General features: G+C 58.6%; 10 protein-coding genes. 1 reads left to right on the top strand and 9 read right to left on the bottom strand.

Features of this window, described 5'->3' with window-relative positions; translation table 11 throughout:
• Positions 1-40 precede the first annotated feature (40 nt).
• From ACO05M_RS04835 to ACO05M_RS04845, 3 genes are all read right to left on the bottom strand, one after another.
• Positions 41-3,286, bottom strand: coding sequence for an EAL domain-containing protein (locus ACO05M_RS04835; RefSeq protein WP_421868481.1), 3,246 nt, complete (start codon positions 3,284-3,286; stop codon positions 41-43).
• A 13-nt stretch (positions 3,287-3,299) separates the two neighbouring features.
• Positions 3,300-4,289 (bottom strand): ABC transporter substrate-binding protein, encoded by a 990-nt coding sequence (locus ACO05M_RS04840; RefSeq protein WP_421868483.1) that lies wholly within the window; start codon positions 4,287-4,289, stop codon positions 3,300-3,302.
• A gap of 212 nt (positions 4,290-4,501) precedes the next feature.
• Positions 4,502-5,368: a YicC/YloC family endoribonuclease gene (locus ACO05M_RS04845; protein ID WP_421868485.1), complete on the bottom strand. Its 867-nt coding sequence runs from the start codon at positions 5,366-5,368 to the stop codon at positions 4,502-4,504.
• Positions 5,369-5,559: 191 nt separating this feature from the next.
• On the opposite strand from ACO05M_RS04845, the gene rph reads away from it, so the two are divergent.
• Positions 5,560-6,282 (top strand): ribonuclease PH, encoded by a 723-nt coding sequence (gene rph, locus ACO05M_RS04850; protein ID WP_421870663.1) that lies wholly within the window; start codon positions 5,560-5,562, stop codon positions 6,280-6,282.
• Positions 6,283-6,457: 175 nt separating this feature from the next.
• On the opposite strand, the gene hemE is transcribed toward rph, so the two are convergent.
• The 6 genes from hemE to aroK form a co-directional block, all read right to left on the bottom strand.
• Positions 6,458-7,522, bottom strand: coding sequence for a uroporphyrinogen decarboxylase (hemE, locus tag ACO05M_RS04855; protein ID WP_421868486.1), 1,065 nt, complete (start codon positions 7,520-7,522; stop codon positions 6,458-6,460).
• Between the two features lie 131 nt (positions 7,523-7,653).
• On the bottom strand, positions 7,654-9,078 hold the full coding sequence (locus ACO05M_RS04860; RefSeq protein ID WP_421868488.1) for an FAD-dependent oxidoreductase: 1,425 nt from the start codon (positions 9,076-9,078) through the stop codon (positions 7,654-7,656).
• Positions 9,079-9,155: 77 nt separating this feature from the next.
• Entirely contained in the window at positions 9,156-13,601 is a 4,446-nt protein-coding gene (gene gltB, locus ACO05M_RS04865; protein ID WP_421868490.1) for a glutamate synthase large subunit, read from the bottom strand.
• A 198-nt stretch (positions 13,602-13,799) separates the two neighbouring features.
• Complete coding sequence (locus ACO05M_RS04870; RefSeq protein WP_421868492.1) at positions 13,800-15,503, bottom strand: AAA family ATPase; 1,704 nt, start codon at positions 15,501-15,503, stop codon at positions 13,800-13,802.
• A 10-nt stretch (positions 15,504-15,513) separates the two neighbouring features.
• Complete coding sequence (aroB, locus tag ACO05M_RS04875; RefSeq protein ID WP_421868494.1) at positions 15,514-16,599, bottom strand: 3-dehydroquinate synthase; 1,086 nt, start codon at positions 16,597-16,599, stop codon at positions 15,514-15,516.
• A 36-nt stretch (positions 16,600-16,635) separates the two neighbouring features.
• The gene (gene aroK, locus ACO05M_RS04880; RefSeq protein WP_421868496.1) at positions 16,636-17,154 is read right to left on the bottom strand and encodes a shikimate kinase AroK; all 519 of its coding nucleotides are present in this window, start codon (positions 17,152-17,154) and stop codon (positions 16,636-16,638) included.
• Positions 17,155-17,167: the final 13 nt, after the last annotated feature.

The following is a 17,167-nucleotide window of genomic DNA, read 5'->3' on the forward strand; positions in this document are numbered from 1 at the left end:
ATCACCCGGCATAGGTTTTAGCGCTTTGGTGAGAACTGGATCAGTCGGTAGGCGGCGCGCTTAAGGCGTGGGCCAGCCAGGAGGGCGGTGAGCGCCATTGATTGATCCAGTCGCTGACCTCCCCGGCGGGCATCGGCCGGGCAATGGCATACCCCTGTGCTTGCCGACAGCCCAATGCCAGCAGCAAATGCCCCTGCTCGGTGGTCTCGACCCCCTCGGCGATCACCTCGCGCTGGAACGCTTTGGCCAGTCCCATGATGCCTTCAATGATGGCCAGGTTATCCGAGTCGGCACGCAGCTCCCGGACAAAGCTCTGATCGATCTTGACCGTATCGGCGGGCAGCTGCTTCAGGTAGGTCAGTGAGGAGTAGCCGGTGCCGAAATCATCGATGGCGACCTTGACCCCCAGTGCACGGCACTGGCGAATCACTCGGGAGGTCTGACTGAGATCGTTGAGGGTGCTGGTTTCGAGAATTTCCAGCTCGAGCAGCCTGGCCGGTAGGGTTGGATAGGCTTGCAGCAGGGTTGCCAGCTTCTCGACGAAGTCGCTTTGCTGGATCTGCATGGCGCTGACGTTGACGCTGACGGTCAGGGCGAGTCCTTTGGCATGCCAGATCGCGCTCTGTTCCATTGCGCGCTTGAGAACCCAGTCACCGACATCGATATTCAGCGGGTCTTCTTCGATCAGCGGCAGGAAACTGGCCGGTGACAGCAGGCCTTCCGTTGGGTGTTGCCAGCGGATCAGGGCTTCCATCCCGATCACCTGACCGCTTTCCATGTTCACCTTGGGTTGGTAATACAGACACAGCTCCTCGGCCGTTAACGCGGTTCGAATGCGCTCGATGGTTTCCAGGTGGCCCCGCACCGCCTGGTCGTGCGCCATGTCGAACAGGTGGTATTGGCTTCTGCCGGAGAGTTTGGCTTGATACATGGCCTGATCGGCTTGGCGCAGCAGCTGGTCGGCATCGATCTCCTCGAACTGGGGATAAAAGGTGACCCCCATGCTGGCGGATACCGACAGGGAAGCACCCTCGTGCTCGACCTCGCGTGCGGCGGCTTCCAGAAGCCGGTGCAGGATCGGCTCTGCGGTCTCCCCGTCCTGCAGGTCGATTAGCACCGCGACAAATTCATCTCCGCCGAGTCGTGCCAGAGTGTCTTCATCGCGCAGCGCTTGGCTCATCCGTCTCGCTACGACGCTGAGCAGGTGGTCACCGATATGGTGGCCGTATTGGTCGTTGACCGCCTTGAAACCGTCCAGATCGATATAGACCACGGCCAGTTTCATCCCCCGGCGCTGACACTGGGACATCGATTGAAGCAGACGATCGGCCAGTAGGACCCGGTTGGGTAGCCCGGTTAGAACATCGAAATGGGCGATCTGCTCCAAACGCTTCTGGTGTTGTTTCAGCTGGGTGATATCGCGCGCAACGGTCAACACAGACCGGACCTGATTGTCCTCATCGATATCCGGGGTCAATTTCATATTAAACACAGTCGGACCGGAGGGTCCTTCGAGGGAGAACTCCAGCTCTTGGGTACAGGCGGTCCGGAAGGTTTTGTCGATGGCCGATTCCCATAGCTGACACAGATGCTCCGGAAAACCCAGCTGTTGGTGGGTCTTGCCGATAAACTCTTCGGCTTGAAAGGGGGTCACATTACGAACATTCTCGGAGACGAACAGGTGAGAGCCGTCGCGGGCAAAGCGCATGACGATATCGGGCAGGGCGTCGATCAGGGAGCGCTTTTCCCCTTCGCTTCGCTTCAGTTCTCGTTCGGCAAGCTTGCGATCGGTGATGTCGCTGTGGGTTCCAACCAGTCGACGTGGCGAACATGGGTTGCCGTTGGCATCAACCGCGATCTGGGCGCGGGAGAGGATATCAACCCAGTGGCCCTGTTTGTGGCGCATGCGAAATTCAATCGCAAAGGTCGGGGTCTCGCCCTCCAGATACTGACTGACATGCTTCAGGACCTGATCTTTCTGCGCCGGGTCGACGAGCTTGGCCCAGGTTTTGAGCCTGTCTGCGAGTTCATCCGGATCGTAACCCAGCATGGATTTCCAACGCGGCGAGTAATACACCTCGTCCGTTTCCAGATTCCAGTCCCAGAGGCCGTCGTTAGCCCCGGCCAAAGCCATCTCAAGCCGATCACGGGCCTGTAACACTTCGGTTTGGGATTGTTTCAGTGCCTGCGCCATCCCGGTCAGCGATTCCTGAATCTCGCCCCATTCATCTTCGCGGCCGGCTGGAGTGGAGGGGGTGCCGTTTTGTTTGATCGACTTGATCAGACGCAGTGTCTCGGCCATCGGCTTCCTGATGCTGTGGCGATTGATCCGGTTGATTAGTAATAGAGAAAGCAGCGCAATAGCGACCCCGAGGGCCAGAACCTGGGCATTGGCGGTGCGCAGAATTCGGCTCAGGTCGGCTTTGATCGTCTCGGCCTCGGAGTGGGCTGCCTTGTCGAGTTGCTGCAAGTGACCGAGTACCGCTTTCTTGACCGTCAGCGATGATTCAAGGGCGGCTTCCAAGCCGATAATCGCTTTGCGATAACGCAACACCGCACTGCGGTAATTGGCCAGCTCCAGATCCAGAAGCCTGCTGGCTTCGGCTACCTCCGGGGTGGCGGCAATCAAGGTCTGGAGTCGCAGTGACATATCATCGACCCGGCCAACGGCACCGAGGGTCGAACTGTCGTTGTATTTGGCAAAGGCAAGCTGTTCGGCGGACTCCCGGCCAATCAACAGCAGGGTCTCGCGAAGCCCCGCCACCAGGGTCATCTGTTGATCAAGGTGGTTAGTGGACTTGCCTGCCAGGGTCTGGTCAACCAGATTCTGACCGATCGCCTGTTCCAGGGTATCAAGCCGGTACTCGGTGGTGTTGCCCAGGCGGCGAAGCTGCTTCACCCGCTGGTTCAGCTGCAGGCACTGCTGGAATAGATTCCGGGTTTGGCGCTCAAACGTCGCGATGGTCTGATTCAGCGCCGGATTTGGCACTCGTTGAAGGGTTGCTTGTAGCTCTTGGGTTAGTTGCTCCGCCTGGCTGGGTTGATAGGATTTCTGGCTGCACTGGCGGCTGAGGATATCGATTTCGGCAAACAGCAACGAGATCTGCCTTCCGAGCAGCGCGTTGTTGATGACCCGTTCCGTACCGCCGCCGACGATACGGGTCGACAGATCCTCCACTCGCACAAACGCCAGGCTGACGATCAGCGCAATGACCACAAAGGCGGTAGCATTCAGGCCGGCCAGCCAGACCAGCTTCCTGGCAATGCTTGCGAACAGCTTGGTCATCAGCGCATCAGGATCAAGGCTGCTCGCGAACCAGGGTGGCGCCACGCAGCACCAGCGGCTTGAGCGGTACGTTGTTGGCCTTCAGAGCGCTGACGTTGACGATCCGCTCGCCCTTGTTGTTGGTGGTCACTGGGATCTGCTCCACTGGGGTACCCTGCATCGCCTGCAACAGCATCTCGGCGGCGGTTTCCCCTTGTTCCTGCCCGGTTTTCACCACGGCTGCCCAGGCACCTTGCTCGACGGTGTAGCGGTTACCGCCAAGGATAGGGCCAGGGAAGAGGGTTTTAAGGTAGCTCAGTACCTGTTGGTTACTCATCGACTGCTGAGCGGCATCTTTGATCCCCTCCAAGCTGTCAACAAATAGGGCATCACAGGATTGACGTAGAGTTTCACCGAGTTCATCCAGCTCAGCAGTGCTTTTGGTCAGGAAAAACTGGCGGGCAGGGACCGGATACTTGGTACGATCCGCTTCAACCTGTTGTTGCAGCGCCCGGCCGGAAGGCACGTCGTTGGTGACCAGGCAGGCTCGATCGATTGATGGGAACAGCTGCTTGGCGAAGGCCAGAGATTCCCGCACATGTGCCCGCTCGAGGATGCCAGAGATATGTTGATTGGGGTAGCCGTACTTACTTGCCGCAGCGTTTACTCCGGCAAACATGATGGGGGTGGGTACCTTGTCCTTCAGCGATGGAACGACCAGCATCGATTGGGCGTTGTCATCGACGGTAATTACCCCATCCGGCTGCAGCGCTTGATAGGCAGCAAGCGCCTGTTTGGCTTTTGCCGGCCCACCTTCAGGAGCCACCTTGGTGTCCATGTAGAAGTAACTGATCTCTGAGGAGGGGGCGAGTACCGTATCGATCCCCTGCTTGATCTCCTCGCACCAGGGGTTTTGTTCTTCGTAGCTCATCACCACCAGAACTTTGAAAGGTGCTGCAACGGCTACCTGACTGAGCAGGAAGAAACCGGCACCAAACAACATTGCTCGGAAAAAGCGTCCCATATCATCCCTCTTCACTTCAGAGTCAGGTAAATCTTTACGGCTACAGGATTGTGGCCATGAAACCACGAAAATTCCCATAAGGATAGAACGCCTAAGTCTAAAAAGACCGATGAAACCAGGGACGAAGTCGATAGAGGGGGTTGAGGATGGATAGCAATCATCGGAGTTGGGTTGATGTGTTGCTATCCATAAGTGTGGAGAGAAGGGGCTGGTTACTCGATATTCTGGATCTGCTCGCGCATCTGCTCGATCAGCACCTTCAGCTCCACCGCGCACTGGGTGGTTTCGGCGACGATTGATTTGGAGGAGAGGGTGTTGGCTTCGCGGTTGAGCTCCTGCATTAGGAAGTCGAGGCGGCGGCCGATCGCTTCTTTTTGCTTCAGCACGCGGCGAACCTCACCGGTGTGGGTGTCGAGGCGATCCAGCTCTTCATCGACGTCGGCTTTCTGGGCCAGCATCACGATCTCCTGCTCGACCCGGTTGGGGTCCAGCTCGACCCGGGCGTCTTCGAGACGGGTCAGGATGTTCTGACGCTGCTTCTCGAGGATCTCCGGCAGCTTCTCGCGTACTTGGCGGACCACCTCGTCGATACCGTCCAGGCGCTGGTTGATCAGCTGGGCCAGTTCAGCGCCTTCACGCAGGCGGTTGTCGATCAGCTCTTGAATCGCGTCATCAAACTGGCTCAGGGCCTGTTTCTGGATCGCTTTCATATCCAGCTCGTTTTGTTGCAGGACGCCGGGCCAACGCAGCAGTTCGAGCGGGTTGATCGGTGACGGATTGGCCAGCAGGTCGCTGAGCTGCTGAGCGGCGTCGCGCACCTGATGGGCAACCTCGGTGTTGAGGTTGAGTTGCTGTTCGCCCGCCTCGGCGGCCTGAAAGCGCAGGGTGCATTCGACCTTGCCGCGCTGCAGTCGCTTGCGCAGGCGTTCGCGTAAAGGGCCTTCGATTTCGCGGAAGCTTTCCGGCAGGCGCAGGTGAGGTTCCAGGTAGCGATGGTTGACGGAGCGGATCTCCCAGATCAGGGTGCCCCATTCTTGTTCGCTCTGGCGGCGCGCAAAAGCGGTCATACTGCGTGTCATAGTGCGGGTTCTCGATTAAACTTGGCAATCCATAATTGGCTGCCATTTTAGCAACCTGCCTGCGGCGGGGACTAGCCCGAATCCTGATGATCGGGATTGAATGGCGGCAGCTACTGTTTTTGTTATCTGTGTAAGGTTTCCCGATGAGTACATCTCTCTCCGATCAACTGAAGAATCTTGGTGTGGACGCGATGCGCCCCAGCGGTCGTGAGCATGACCAGCTACGCGAGGTCCGTATCACCCGCAACTACACCAAACATGCCGAGGGCTCGGTGCTGGTGGAATTCGGAGATACCAAGGTGCTCTGTACTGCGTCTGTCGAGCGTGGTGTGCCGCGTTTTCTGCGTGGTAGTGGTTCGGGCTGGGTAACCGCCGAATACGGCATGCTGCCGCGTTCTACCGGCTCTCGGATGGGGCGTGAAGCCGCGCGCGGTAAGCAGGGTGGTCGTACTGTAGAGATTCAGCGTCTGATCGGTCGCTCGCTGCGGGCAGTAATGGATCTGGATAAGCTGGGTGAGAACACTATCACCATCGACTGCGATGTGATCCAGGCCGATGGCGGGACCCGTACCGCATCGATCACCGGTGCCTGTGTGGCACTTAAAGACGCGATCGATTTCCTCAAGAAGGACAAGAACGGCGCGATGAAAGGCAACCCGTTCAAAGGCATGCTCGGTGCCGTATCGGTGGGCATCTACAAGGGTCAGCCGGTGCTGGATCTGGATTATGCCGAAGACTCCAAGGCCGAGACCGACATGAATGTGATCATGACTGAGACCGGCGGTTTCGTTGAAGTGCAAGGCACTGCGGAAGGCGAGACCTTTACCCAGGACGAACTCAACGCCATGCTGGCTCTAGCCTCCAAGGGCATCAAAGAGATCGTCGAGATTCAGAGGGCTGCGCTGCAGAGCTAAGCTTTCACACCGCAGGAAACGAAAAAACCCGCTTTTGCGGGTTTTTTTGTGGGTATCTGCTAGCGAGAATCGATTCGTCAGGGTTAGGCGAAAAGCGGTGAAGAAGCACAGTTTACTGGGAGTAAATGCGCATTCTGAGCCCGCTTTTCAACGACGCCCTGGCGGAGCGAGGCCGTTAGCTGTGGTATTTGGCGCTTAGCTCGTGAACGGCTTCGACAAAGTAGCCGGCGTGGGCCGGGTCGACGAACTGGTGGATGCCGTGACCCAGGTTGAATACGTGGCCCGGGTTGTGACCGAAGCGCGACAGGATGTCTTCGACTTCGGCGCGAATTCGATCTTTGCCGGCGTAAAGAACGCTGGGATCCATGTTGCCCTGGATCGCCACCTGCGAGCCGACACGGCTGCGGGCAACGTCGATATCGGTGGTCCAGTCCAGACCCACGGCATCGGTACCGGTGTTGGCGATGCTTTCCAGCCACTGACCGCCGTTCTTGGTGAACAGGATTACCGGCACTTTGCGACCGTCGTGCTCACGGATCAGACCGTCAACGATCTGCTTCATGTATTTGAGTGAGAACTCGTTGTAGCAGCTGGTGCTGAGTACGCCACCCCAGGTATCGAAGATCTGTACCGCTTGGGCACCGGAGCGGATCTGCTCGTTGAGGTAGGCGGTCACGGTGACAGCCAGCTTGCGCAGCAGCTCATGCATCACTTCCGGCGTCTCGAACATCATCCGCTTAACATGGCGGAAGTCTTTCGATGAGCCGCCTTCGACCATGTAGGTGGCCAGCGTCCAGGGGCTGCCGGAGAAGCCGATCAGCGGTACCCGGCCGTTGAGTTCGCGGCGGATGGTGGAGACCGCGTTCATGACGTAGTCCAGATCGGTGGTCACATCCGGAATTGGCAGTGCAGCCACATCTTCTTCGGTGCGGGTGATCTTCTTGAATTTCGGACCTTCGCCGGTCTCGAAGTACAGGCCCAAGCCCATCGCATCGGGGATGGTCAGAATGTCGGAGAAAAGAATGGCCGCATCCAGCGGGTAACGCTCCAGCGGCTGGATTGTCACTTCACAGGCGAACTCGGCATTTTTGCACAGGCTCATGAAATCACCGGCGGTGGAACGAGTGGCACGGTATTCCGGCAGATAACGGCCAGCCTGGCGCATCATCCAGACCGGGGTTACATCAACGGGCTGGCGCAGCAGCGCGCGCAGAAAGCGATCATTCTTCAGTTCTGACATGGGGTTCTCAACTCGGTATTACAGAATGCCGCCTAGTATAAGGCGTTGGGCAAAAAAAAGGCACGGATCGCCGTGCCTTTAATCTGATTTATCTCAAACTGCCCCCTCAATGGAGCTGTTTGGTCTGAGGATCAGACCTCGAGGTAGTCCAAAATGCCTTCGGCGGCCTTACGGCCCTCGGCGATGGCGGTAACAACCAGGTCGGAACCGCGTACCATATCACCACCGGCGAACACTTTCGGGTTGCTGGTCTGGAAGGCGAAATCACCGGATTCCGGAGCCAGTACGCGACCCCCGTCATCGAGACGGATATCGAACTGCTCGAACCAGGGTGCCGGGCTGGGACGGAAACCAAATGCGACCAGAACTGCATCGGCCGGGATCACCTCTTCGCTGCCCTCGACCACTTCGGGACGACGACGGCCGTTGGCATCGGGTTCGCCCAACGCGGTGGTGACCAGTTTGACGCCGGTGACCTTGCCGTTTTCACCGACCACTTCGACCGGCTGGCGGTTGAACAGGAATTGCACCCCTTCCTCTTTGGAGTTGACCACCTCTTTGCGTGAACCGGGCATGTTGGCCTCGTCACGACGGTAAGCACAGTAGACCGCTTTGGCGCCCTGACGGATCGAGGTACGGTTACAGTCCATCGCGGTGTCACCACCACCCAAGACCACAACACGCTTGCCGCGCATGTCAACGAAGCCGTTTTCGTCCTGCTCGTAGCCGAGACAGTTGTTGACGTTGGAGATCAGGAACGGCAGCGCATCGTGGACGCCGTCGAGGTCTTCGCCGGGGAAGCCACCCTTCATGTAGGTGTAGGTCCCCATGCCGAGGAACACGGAGTCGTACTCTTCCAGCAGGCTGTCGAACGCGATGTCCTTGCCGATCTCGGTATTGAGGCGGAACTCGATCCCCATGCCTTCGAGGATTTCACGACGGCGGGTGATAACGCTCTTCTCGAGCTTGAATTCAGGTATGCCGAAGGTCAGCAGGCCGCCGATCTCCGGGTGGCGGTCGTAGACCACCGCACTGACGCCGTTACGGGCCAGGATATCGGCGCAGGCCAGACCGGCCGGTCCGGCACCGATGATGGCAACCTTCTTATCGGTCGGTACCACCTGGGACATGTCCGGCTTCCAGCCCATCGACAGGGCGGTGTCGGTGATGTACTTCTCCACCGCACCGATGGTGACGGCACCGAAGTTACCCTGCTGCAGGGTACAGGCGCCTTCGCAGAGGCGATCCTGCGGGCAGACCCGACCGCAGACTTCCGGTAGCGAGTTGGTCTGGTGGGACAGCTCGGCGGCTTCAATGATATTGCCTTCGGAAACCAGCTTGAGCCAGTTCGGAATGTAGTTGTGAACCGGGCACTTCCACTCGCAGTAGGGGTTGCCACAGGCCAGGCAGCGGTGAGCCTGATTCGAAGCCTGCTCGGGTTCAAAGCTGTGATAGATCTCGTTGAACTCTACCTTACGGGTTGCCGCGGCAACCTTCTGCGGTTCTTCGCGCTTGAGTTCAACAAATTGAAAGTCGTTGTGCAGACGTTGACTCATAACACCTCGTCCTCATCTTACGGCCCCTTGCTAGTGCTCGGGGCCGGAATCTCTTGATAACCGAATGCGTCGTCGAATTACTCCGGACGTTGACGCATGTTGTCGAGCAGCTCGCCAAGGCTGGCGGCCTTGGGCTTCACCAGCCAGAACTTGTTGATGTAATCATCGAAGTTCTCTAACAGCTGCTGGCCCCAGGCGCTCTGGGTCTCATTGACGTAGTCGGCTATCACGTTCTGGAGGTGGTTGCGGTACTCCTCCATGTGGTAATTGCTGATGCGGTGGATCTCGACCAGCTCGTGGTTGTACTTGTCCACGAAGGTGCGATCCATATCCAGCACATAGGCAAAACCACCGGTCATACCGGCACCGAAGTTGACCCCGGTGTTACCCAGTACGGTGATCTGACCGCCGGTCATGTATTCGCAGCAGTGGTCACCGGCGCCTTCGATAACGGCTTGGGCGCCGGAGTTCCGTACCCCGAAGCGTTCACCGGCACAGCCGGCCGCGTACAGGCGACCCCCGGTAGCCCCGTACAGACAGGTGTTACCGATGATCGAGGTCTTCTGGGTCTCGAACTGGCTGCCCTCGGGCGGACGGATGACGATCTTGCCGCCGGCCATGCCTTTACCGACGTAGTCGTTGGCGTCACCTTCCAGATCCAGCACCAAGCCACCGGCATTCCAGACGCCGAAGCTCTGCCCTGCCACACCCTTGAGCTTGACCGTTACCGGGGTGTCTTCCATGCCGAGATTGCCGTGATGCTTGGCGATCTCACCGGAGATCCGGGCACCGACGGAGCGGTCGCAGTTGGTGATACTGAATTCGAATTCACCGCCCAGCTTGTTGGCGATCGCATCGCGGGTTGCTTCCAGAATCTGCTGGTTCAACTCAGCGGTGTCGTACGGGTTGTTCTGGGACTGCTGACAGGTCTGCGGCTTGCTGCCGTCGACGAAGTCGTTGCGCAGGATCGGAGTCAGATCCAGACGCTGCTGACGCTCGGTCATACCCGGCAGGATCTCCAGCAGGTCGGTGCGGCCGACCAGCTCTTCCAGGCTGCGAACGCCCAGCTTGGCCATCCACTCGCGGGTCTCTTCGGCGATAAAGCGGAACAGGTTCTTGACCATGTCCACGGTGCCGATGAAGTGCTTGGAGCGCAGGTAATCGTGCTGGGTCGCAACACCGGTGGCGCAGTTGTTCAGGTGACAGATACGCAGGAACTTACAGCCTAGCGCGACCATCGGCAGGGTGCCGAAGCCGTAGCTCTCGGCCCCGAGGATGGCGGCCTTGACCACATCCAGGCCGGTCTTCAGACCACCGTCGGTCTGGACCCGAACCTTGTCGCGCAGGTTGTTGATCATCAGAGCCTGGTGGGTTTCGGACAGGCCGATCTCCCAGGGTGAGCCGGCATGACGGATCGAAGTCAGCGGACTGGCCGCAGTACCACCGTCATAGCCGGAGATGGTGATCAGGTCGGCGTAAGCCTTGGCGACGCCGGCTGCGATGGTGCCGACGCCGGGGCGCGAGACCAGCTTGACCGAGACCAGGGCATCCGGGTTGACCTGCTTGAGGTCGAAGATCAGCTGGGCCAGGTCTTCGATCGAGTAGATATCGTGATGCGGCGGCGGTGAAATCAGGGTCACGCCCGGCACCGAGTAGCGCAGCGATGCGATCAGTTTGTTGACCTTGCCGCCCGGCAGCTGACCACCTTCACCGGGCTTGGCACCCTGGGCAACCTTGATCTGCAACACTTCGGCGTTGACCAGATAATGCGGTGTGACACCGAAGCGGCCGGAGGCGATCTGCTTGATCTTGGAGCGGCGGTTGGTGCCGTAGCGGGCCGGGTCTTCGCCGCCCTCACCGGAGTTTGAGCGACCACCGAGGTCGTTCATCGCCATCGCCAGAGCTTCATGAGCTTCCGGTGACAGGGCACCGAGGGACATCGCCGCGGTGTCGAAGCGCTTGTACAGCGACTCGACCGGCTCGACCTCGTCCAGCGCAATCGGGGTGACGTCCTTGAGCTTGAACAGGTCACGGATGGTGGCAACCGGGCGCTCGTTGACCAGTGCGGCGAACTCGCGATAAGCGCCTTCATCATTGTGCTTGACCGCCTGTTGGATGTTGCGAACCACGTCTGGGTTGAAGGCGTGATACTCCTTGCCGTGGACAAATTTCAGCAGGCCACCTTGGTCGATCGGCTTGCGCATCTTCCAGGCGTCGGCGGCCAGCAGTTCCTGATCACGCTGGAAGTCGACGAAGTTGGCGCCTTCGATGCGGCTGGTCAGCTCCGGGAAGCAGGTATCGACCACTTCGGAACTCAGGCCAACGGCCTCAAACAGCTTGGCGGCACGGTAGGAGGCGATGGTGGAGATACCCATCTTTGACAGGATCTTCAGCAGGCCTTTGTTGATGCCCTTGCGATAGTTGGTGTGACAGCCGATCTCATCACCGATGATCTCGCCGCGGGCGATCATGTCGTTGATCACCCGGTACGCCAGGTACGGGTAGACGGCGCTGGCGCCACAGCCGAGCAGCACGGCGATCTGGTGCGAATCGCGGGCGGTACCGGTATCGACGATCAGGTTACAGCTACAACGCAGGCCGATTTCGCGCAGATGGCTATCGACCGCGCCAGTCGCCATCAGGGCGTGGATCGGCAGCATGCCTTCATTCAGATTACGGTCCGACAGGATCAGCATGGTCTTGCCGTCGCGAACCGCCGCTTCGGCACTTTCGCACAGCGCTTCGATCGCGGCCTTCAATCCCACTTGTGGCTCGTAGTTGAGTCCCAAGTAGTGGGTTTCGAAGCCTTCGATCTCGTTGTAGAACAGCTTGTGGTACTTACGTGGCGACAGTACCGGCGAGGCCAGGATGATCCGTTGGGCGTGCTGTTCGGAGTCATCGAACACGTTACGCTCGGCACCCAGGCAGGTTTCCAGCGACATCACGATCGCTTCGCGCAGCGGGTCGATCGGCGGGTTGGTGACCTGAGCAAACTGCTGGCGGAAGTAGTCGTACAGCGAGCGGGTCTTGTGGGACAGCACCGCCATCGGGGTGTCGTCGCCCATCGAACCAACTGCTTCCTGGGAGGTTTCCGCCAGCGGGCGGATGACCTGATCGCGCTCTTCGAAGCTGACCTGGTACATCTTCTGGTGGGTCTTGAGCTGTTCCGGGGTGAATTCCTGGAACTCCAGGTCGCGATCGTCCAGGGTCGACTGCAGACGGAAGGAGCTGTCGCGCAGCCACTTCTTGTAGGGGTGTTCGCTCTTCAGCTTCTGGTCGATATCGTCGGTGTGCAGCACTTCGCCGGTACGGGTATCGATCGCCAGCATCTGGCCCGGGCCAACCCGGCCCTTGGCGACTACGTCTTCGGGTTTGTAGTCGTAGGTGCCGATCTCGGAGGCGGTACACATGATGCCGTCTTTGGTCAGAACCCAGCGTGACGGACGCAGACCGTTACGGTCGAGCATACAGACGGCGGTGTGGCCGTCGGTCATGACCAGGCCGGCCGGGCCGTCCCAGGGCTCCATGTGCATGGAGTTGTATTCGTAGAAGGCGCGCAGATCGGGGTCGATCATCTCGACGTTCTGCCAGGCCGGCGGAACCACCAGACGAACGGCTTTATACAGATCCATGCCGCCGGTCAGCAGCAGTTCGACCATGTTGTCGAGGCTGGAGGAGTCGGAGCCGGTGGTGTTGACGATCGGCATCAGCTCTTGCAGGTTTGGCAGCAGCTCGGTCTCGAACTTGCTGGCCCGGGCGTTGGCCCAGCTGCGATTGCCTTCGATGGTGTTGATTTCACCGTTGTGCGCCAGAATCCGGAATGGCTGAGCCAGCGGCCAACGGGGTGCGGTATTGGTGGAGAAACGTTGGTGGAATACACAGATCGCGGTCGCCATCCGCTCATCGGCCAGGTCCTGATAGAAGCTGGTCAAATCGGCCGGCATCACCAGGCCTTTATAGGACAGCACGGTGCTGGACAGGCTGCAGACGTAGAAGTCTTCGTCTTCTGCCAGCGCGATCTCGGCCTTGCGGCGGGCGACGAATAGGCTGACGGCCAATTCTTCGGCGCTCTTGCCGCCATCTTTTACGAATACCTGCTCGATCTGGCCAAGGGTCTCCAGGGCGATCGGGCCGCAGGAAGAGGGATCGGTGGGGACGGTGCGCCAGCCGACCAGTTCCAGTCCCTGAACCGCAATCTGTTGGCTCAGTTCGTTGCGCGCGGTTTCGGCTTTGGCCTCGTCGCGGGACAGGAAAATCATGCCGACGCCGTAACGCTCGCCCAGCTCGGTGTTAAATTGCTCCTGCGCGATGGTGCGCATAAAGCTATCGGGCATCTGTAGCAGCAAGCCACAGCCGTCGCCGGTTTTGCCGTCGGCCGCGATTCCTCCGCGGTGGGTCATACAAGTCAGCGATTCGATCGCTTTGAGCAGCAGCTCGTGGCTGCTGTCGCCTTCGACGTGAGCCATCAGGCCGAAGCCGCAGTTGTCCTTGAATTCGCCCGGGCGATACAGTCCTGTCATCATACACAGACCTCAACAGAAAAAGTCTTTACAAACAAACGCCTGGAAGTTCTTTTTGGAATAGGTAACCAGGTGAGGTGTGCGTTTATTACGCACAAAAGGAGAGGCATTTTACCCGCGAAACGGGATGAGGACAAATCGGTGGTGCAGGTGCGAAGTGAATTTTCCTTTTAGATGTTGTCAAAGGCAGAAAATTTACCCTTAATTTTCGCCTTTCCGAATATCATCCTGCACACCGGCGATACTTCGGGCCCATGGCCTTCTGGCGCGTAGTGCCGGAGGCAGGTCGCCGATTGCGGCCATGGCGGCTGCGCGGTTGGGGTAGCGGCCATAAACGACGACATACCAAGGCTTTTGTTTATAGAACGTATAGAAACGTTTCAGCTTCTCCTGTTCCGGCATTGAGGCGACGAAGCGGCCAACACTCTTCTCCTGGCGGGCACCGAGCATCTGTAGGGTATAGCCCGATCGGTTCCATTCCAGCAGCTCGTTGCCGTCGCCGAAATAGACCTTGGCGGTTTGGCTGACCGATTCGATTTGAGCCGTTTTGCCGGTGTCTGTTGTCGCTGTCGAGTCAGCGGATTGGGCGCTCGCTTGATCGGTAACCGGTGGAAGCTGCAGCACCAAAGTGTTTGTGCCGGCCCCGGTGGTCGCTTCGGCCTGCGATGCTGCTTCTGTCAGCTGTTCGGGCTGGCTTGCTGTATCGGGTTGGCTTTCAGCCTCTGAGCCACTTTCCTGCGGTTGTGTTTCAGCAGCGGGCTTGATGGGGGCCAGTTCCAGCTGCTGGGATGCCGCTACTTCGGCGGGGGCAGCGTCGGGCTGCTCGGGCTGTGCCTGGGTCAGCTGCTGTTGTTCGGCTTCTAAGGCGGCTCGGGCCTGAGCCAGGCGCTGCTCGAAATCATTCCCCTGGGGTTTTGGAGGAGTAGCCTCAGCAGGGGCTTCATCAATCGGTTTGGGACTGACCGGAATTTCAACCCGGATACGCTCGGCATCCGGATCGAATCGATTGAATTGTTGTAGTTGTGGCCATAGCAGCCATCCGCCCACAGCAACCAGTGTCAGCAGTGTCAGTGCGACCCAGGGCCATCGGGCTCCTCGCTGCTTGGGCGCGGCTTCAGGGGTTGTCTCGGTGCCGGATGAGCTCACTTCCGATGACTCGCCACTCATGATCGTTTCGATCACTCGTGGTATTCGGCCGGGAAGTCCAAGAGAGTCTTTGAGCAGCTGGGCTCGGGTTTTATCATTCAGCCTTGTCGCTACGGCGCTGTAGCTATGTTCGAGCAGGGCGTTGAGCTCGTTGGGTTCGAGAGGCTCCAGCTCAAAAAAATGGCAGCTGCTTTCCACCGCACCGCGCAGTGCCGGATTGGCAAGCTGCTCACGCAGCTCGGGTGTGGCGAATAGGACCAGATGTGGTCGTTGCTCTTCATCCAGCGCAGCCAACTGGTTGAACAGTAGCTCAAGTGCGTCGGCTTGCAGGGCTTCGGCGTCGTCGATCACGATCAACAGCTGTTTGGAGAGTTGCTGCAGCAGCTGACAATGCTGGAGTAGCGCCTGAAGTTGATGCTGTCGATTGCCATCAGAATCCAGATTCAACTGCTGATGTATCTGATCCAGTAGGGTTGCTGCGCTGGTTGGTTGGCTTAGCTTGATCAGGCAGCTATGCACAGCGCTGTCATCGGCAACCTGGTAGAACTGTTGCAGCAAAGTACTCTTGCCGCTGCCGCTAACGCCGGTCACGATTTGAATGAAATGGCTGTAGCGACTCAGGTGCTCTAGCTGTTCGAGCAGTTGCAACTGGCTGGGCGGTAGATAGACCTGGCCCGTTCCGGTGCGGCTGCTGAGCGTCGGAACTTCTTCACTGAGGAAAGGCTCGATGCTGTCAGGGCGAGAGCTAGGTTCTACCATGCTGATCCGCTCAATGGCTGGTCAACGCATTTAGCGTACTTTGCAGCGAGGCCGGACTGAAATCGGCAGTGACGATGGCGTCACCCAGCTGGCGCAGCAAAACCAGTCGGAGCTGCCCGTCTAGGACTTTTTTGTCCACGGCCATCAGTGACATGAAATCGTCCGGCTGCATCTCTTTAGGGGGGAGTAGCGGTAGTCGGGCGCGGCTGAAGATCTGTTTGACCCGCTCGACATCTGCATTGCTGATCCAGCCGAGACGTTCCGACAGGTCTGCCGCCATGATGGTACCGGCCGCAACGGCTTCACCGTGGAGCCAGTTTCCGTAACCGCTGTGGGATTCGATCGCATGACCAAAAGTGTGCCCAAGATTCAGCAAGGCACGCTTGCCGGCTTCTTTTTCGTCTTCGGCAACAACTTCCGCCTTGATCTGACAGCAGCGGTAGATGGCCTCGGCCAGGGCCTTGGGTTCGCGTTGCTGCAAGGCGTTGAGGTTTTGCTCAAGCCAGCCAAGGAACTCCAGATCCAGAATTAATCCATACTTGATCACTTCGGCCAGCCCGGCGGCCAGCTCGTTGTCAGGTAGGGTGTTCAGGCTGTCGGTGTCAATCAGAACGCAACGGGGTTGATGGAAGGCCCCGATCATGTTTTTACCCAGCGGGTGGTTGACCCCGGTCTTGCCGCCGACCGACGAGTCGACCTGAGACAGAAGTGTGGTGGGAATCTGGATGAAGTCTACCCCTCGCTGATAACAGGCGGCAGCAAAGCCGGTCATGTCGCCGACCACGCCGCCGCCGAGGGCGATCAGTGTGGTGGTGCGGTTGTGCTTGGCTTGTAGCAAACCATCGAAGATCTGATTAAGGGTATCGAGATTCTTGTGACATTCGCCATCGGGTAGAACCACCGTGGCGAGCTGTTTGTCGGCCAGAGACTTCTGAACCCGCTCCAGATAGATGGGTGCAATGGTTTCGTTGGTGACGATGCAGACTTGCGAGCTGCGAATATGGGTTGTCCAGAGTTCGGGTTGATCGAGCAACCCGGCGCCGATGTAGATCGGATAGCTGCGCTCGTCGAGGGCAACATCAAGCCGGAGGGTCATGTTGGGGTCCCGTGTTGTGGTCCTGGTTCGCTGGCGTTAGCGAAGTATATCGAGTTGTTCCAGCTGGCGGATTATCTCTCGCGCTACCGACTTTGGCCGTCGGCCGTCGGTCTGGATGAGCAGATCACAACAGTCCCGGTACAGCGGGTCGCGAACCTGCATCAGATCGGACAATACTTTAGCGGGGTCTTCGGTTTGAAGCAAAGGTCGGTTGCGGTCCTTGGAGGTTCGTTCAATTTGTTGCTCCAAGGAGGCGTGCAGATAGACAACGGTACCACGGGATTGCAAAAAGCGACGGTTGTCAGCGCTTAGAATTGCGCCTCCACCGGTGGCCAGGACCACGTTGTGCTGTTGACTAAGCTCGTCGATGATACTGGTCTCGCGCTTACGAAACCCTGCTTCGCCCTCAACATCAAATATCCAGGGAATATCGGCTCCTGCGCGAGTCTCAATCTCTTTGTCGGAATCGACAAACTCCAGTTGCAGCTCTTGAGCCAAAAGGCGACCGATGGTGCTTTTTCCAGCGCCCATCGGTCCAATAAGAAACAGGTTCAAACAACGATCCTAG

Origin of the sequence: Motiliproteus sp. (assembly GCF_965230735.1) — a bacterium.
Taxonomy (GTDB): domain Bacteria; phylum Pseudomonadota; class Gammaproteobacteria; order Pseudomonadales; family Balneatricaceae; genus Motiliproteus.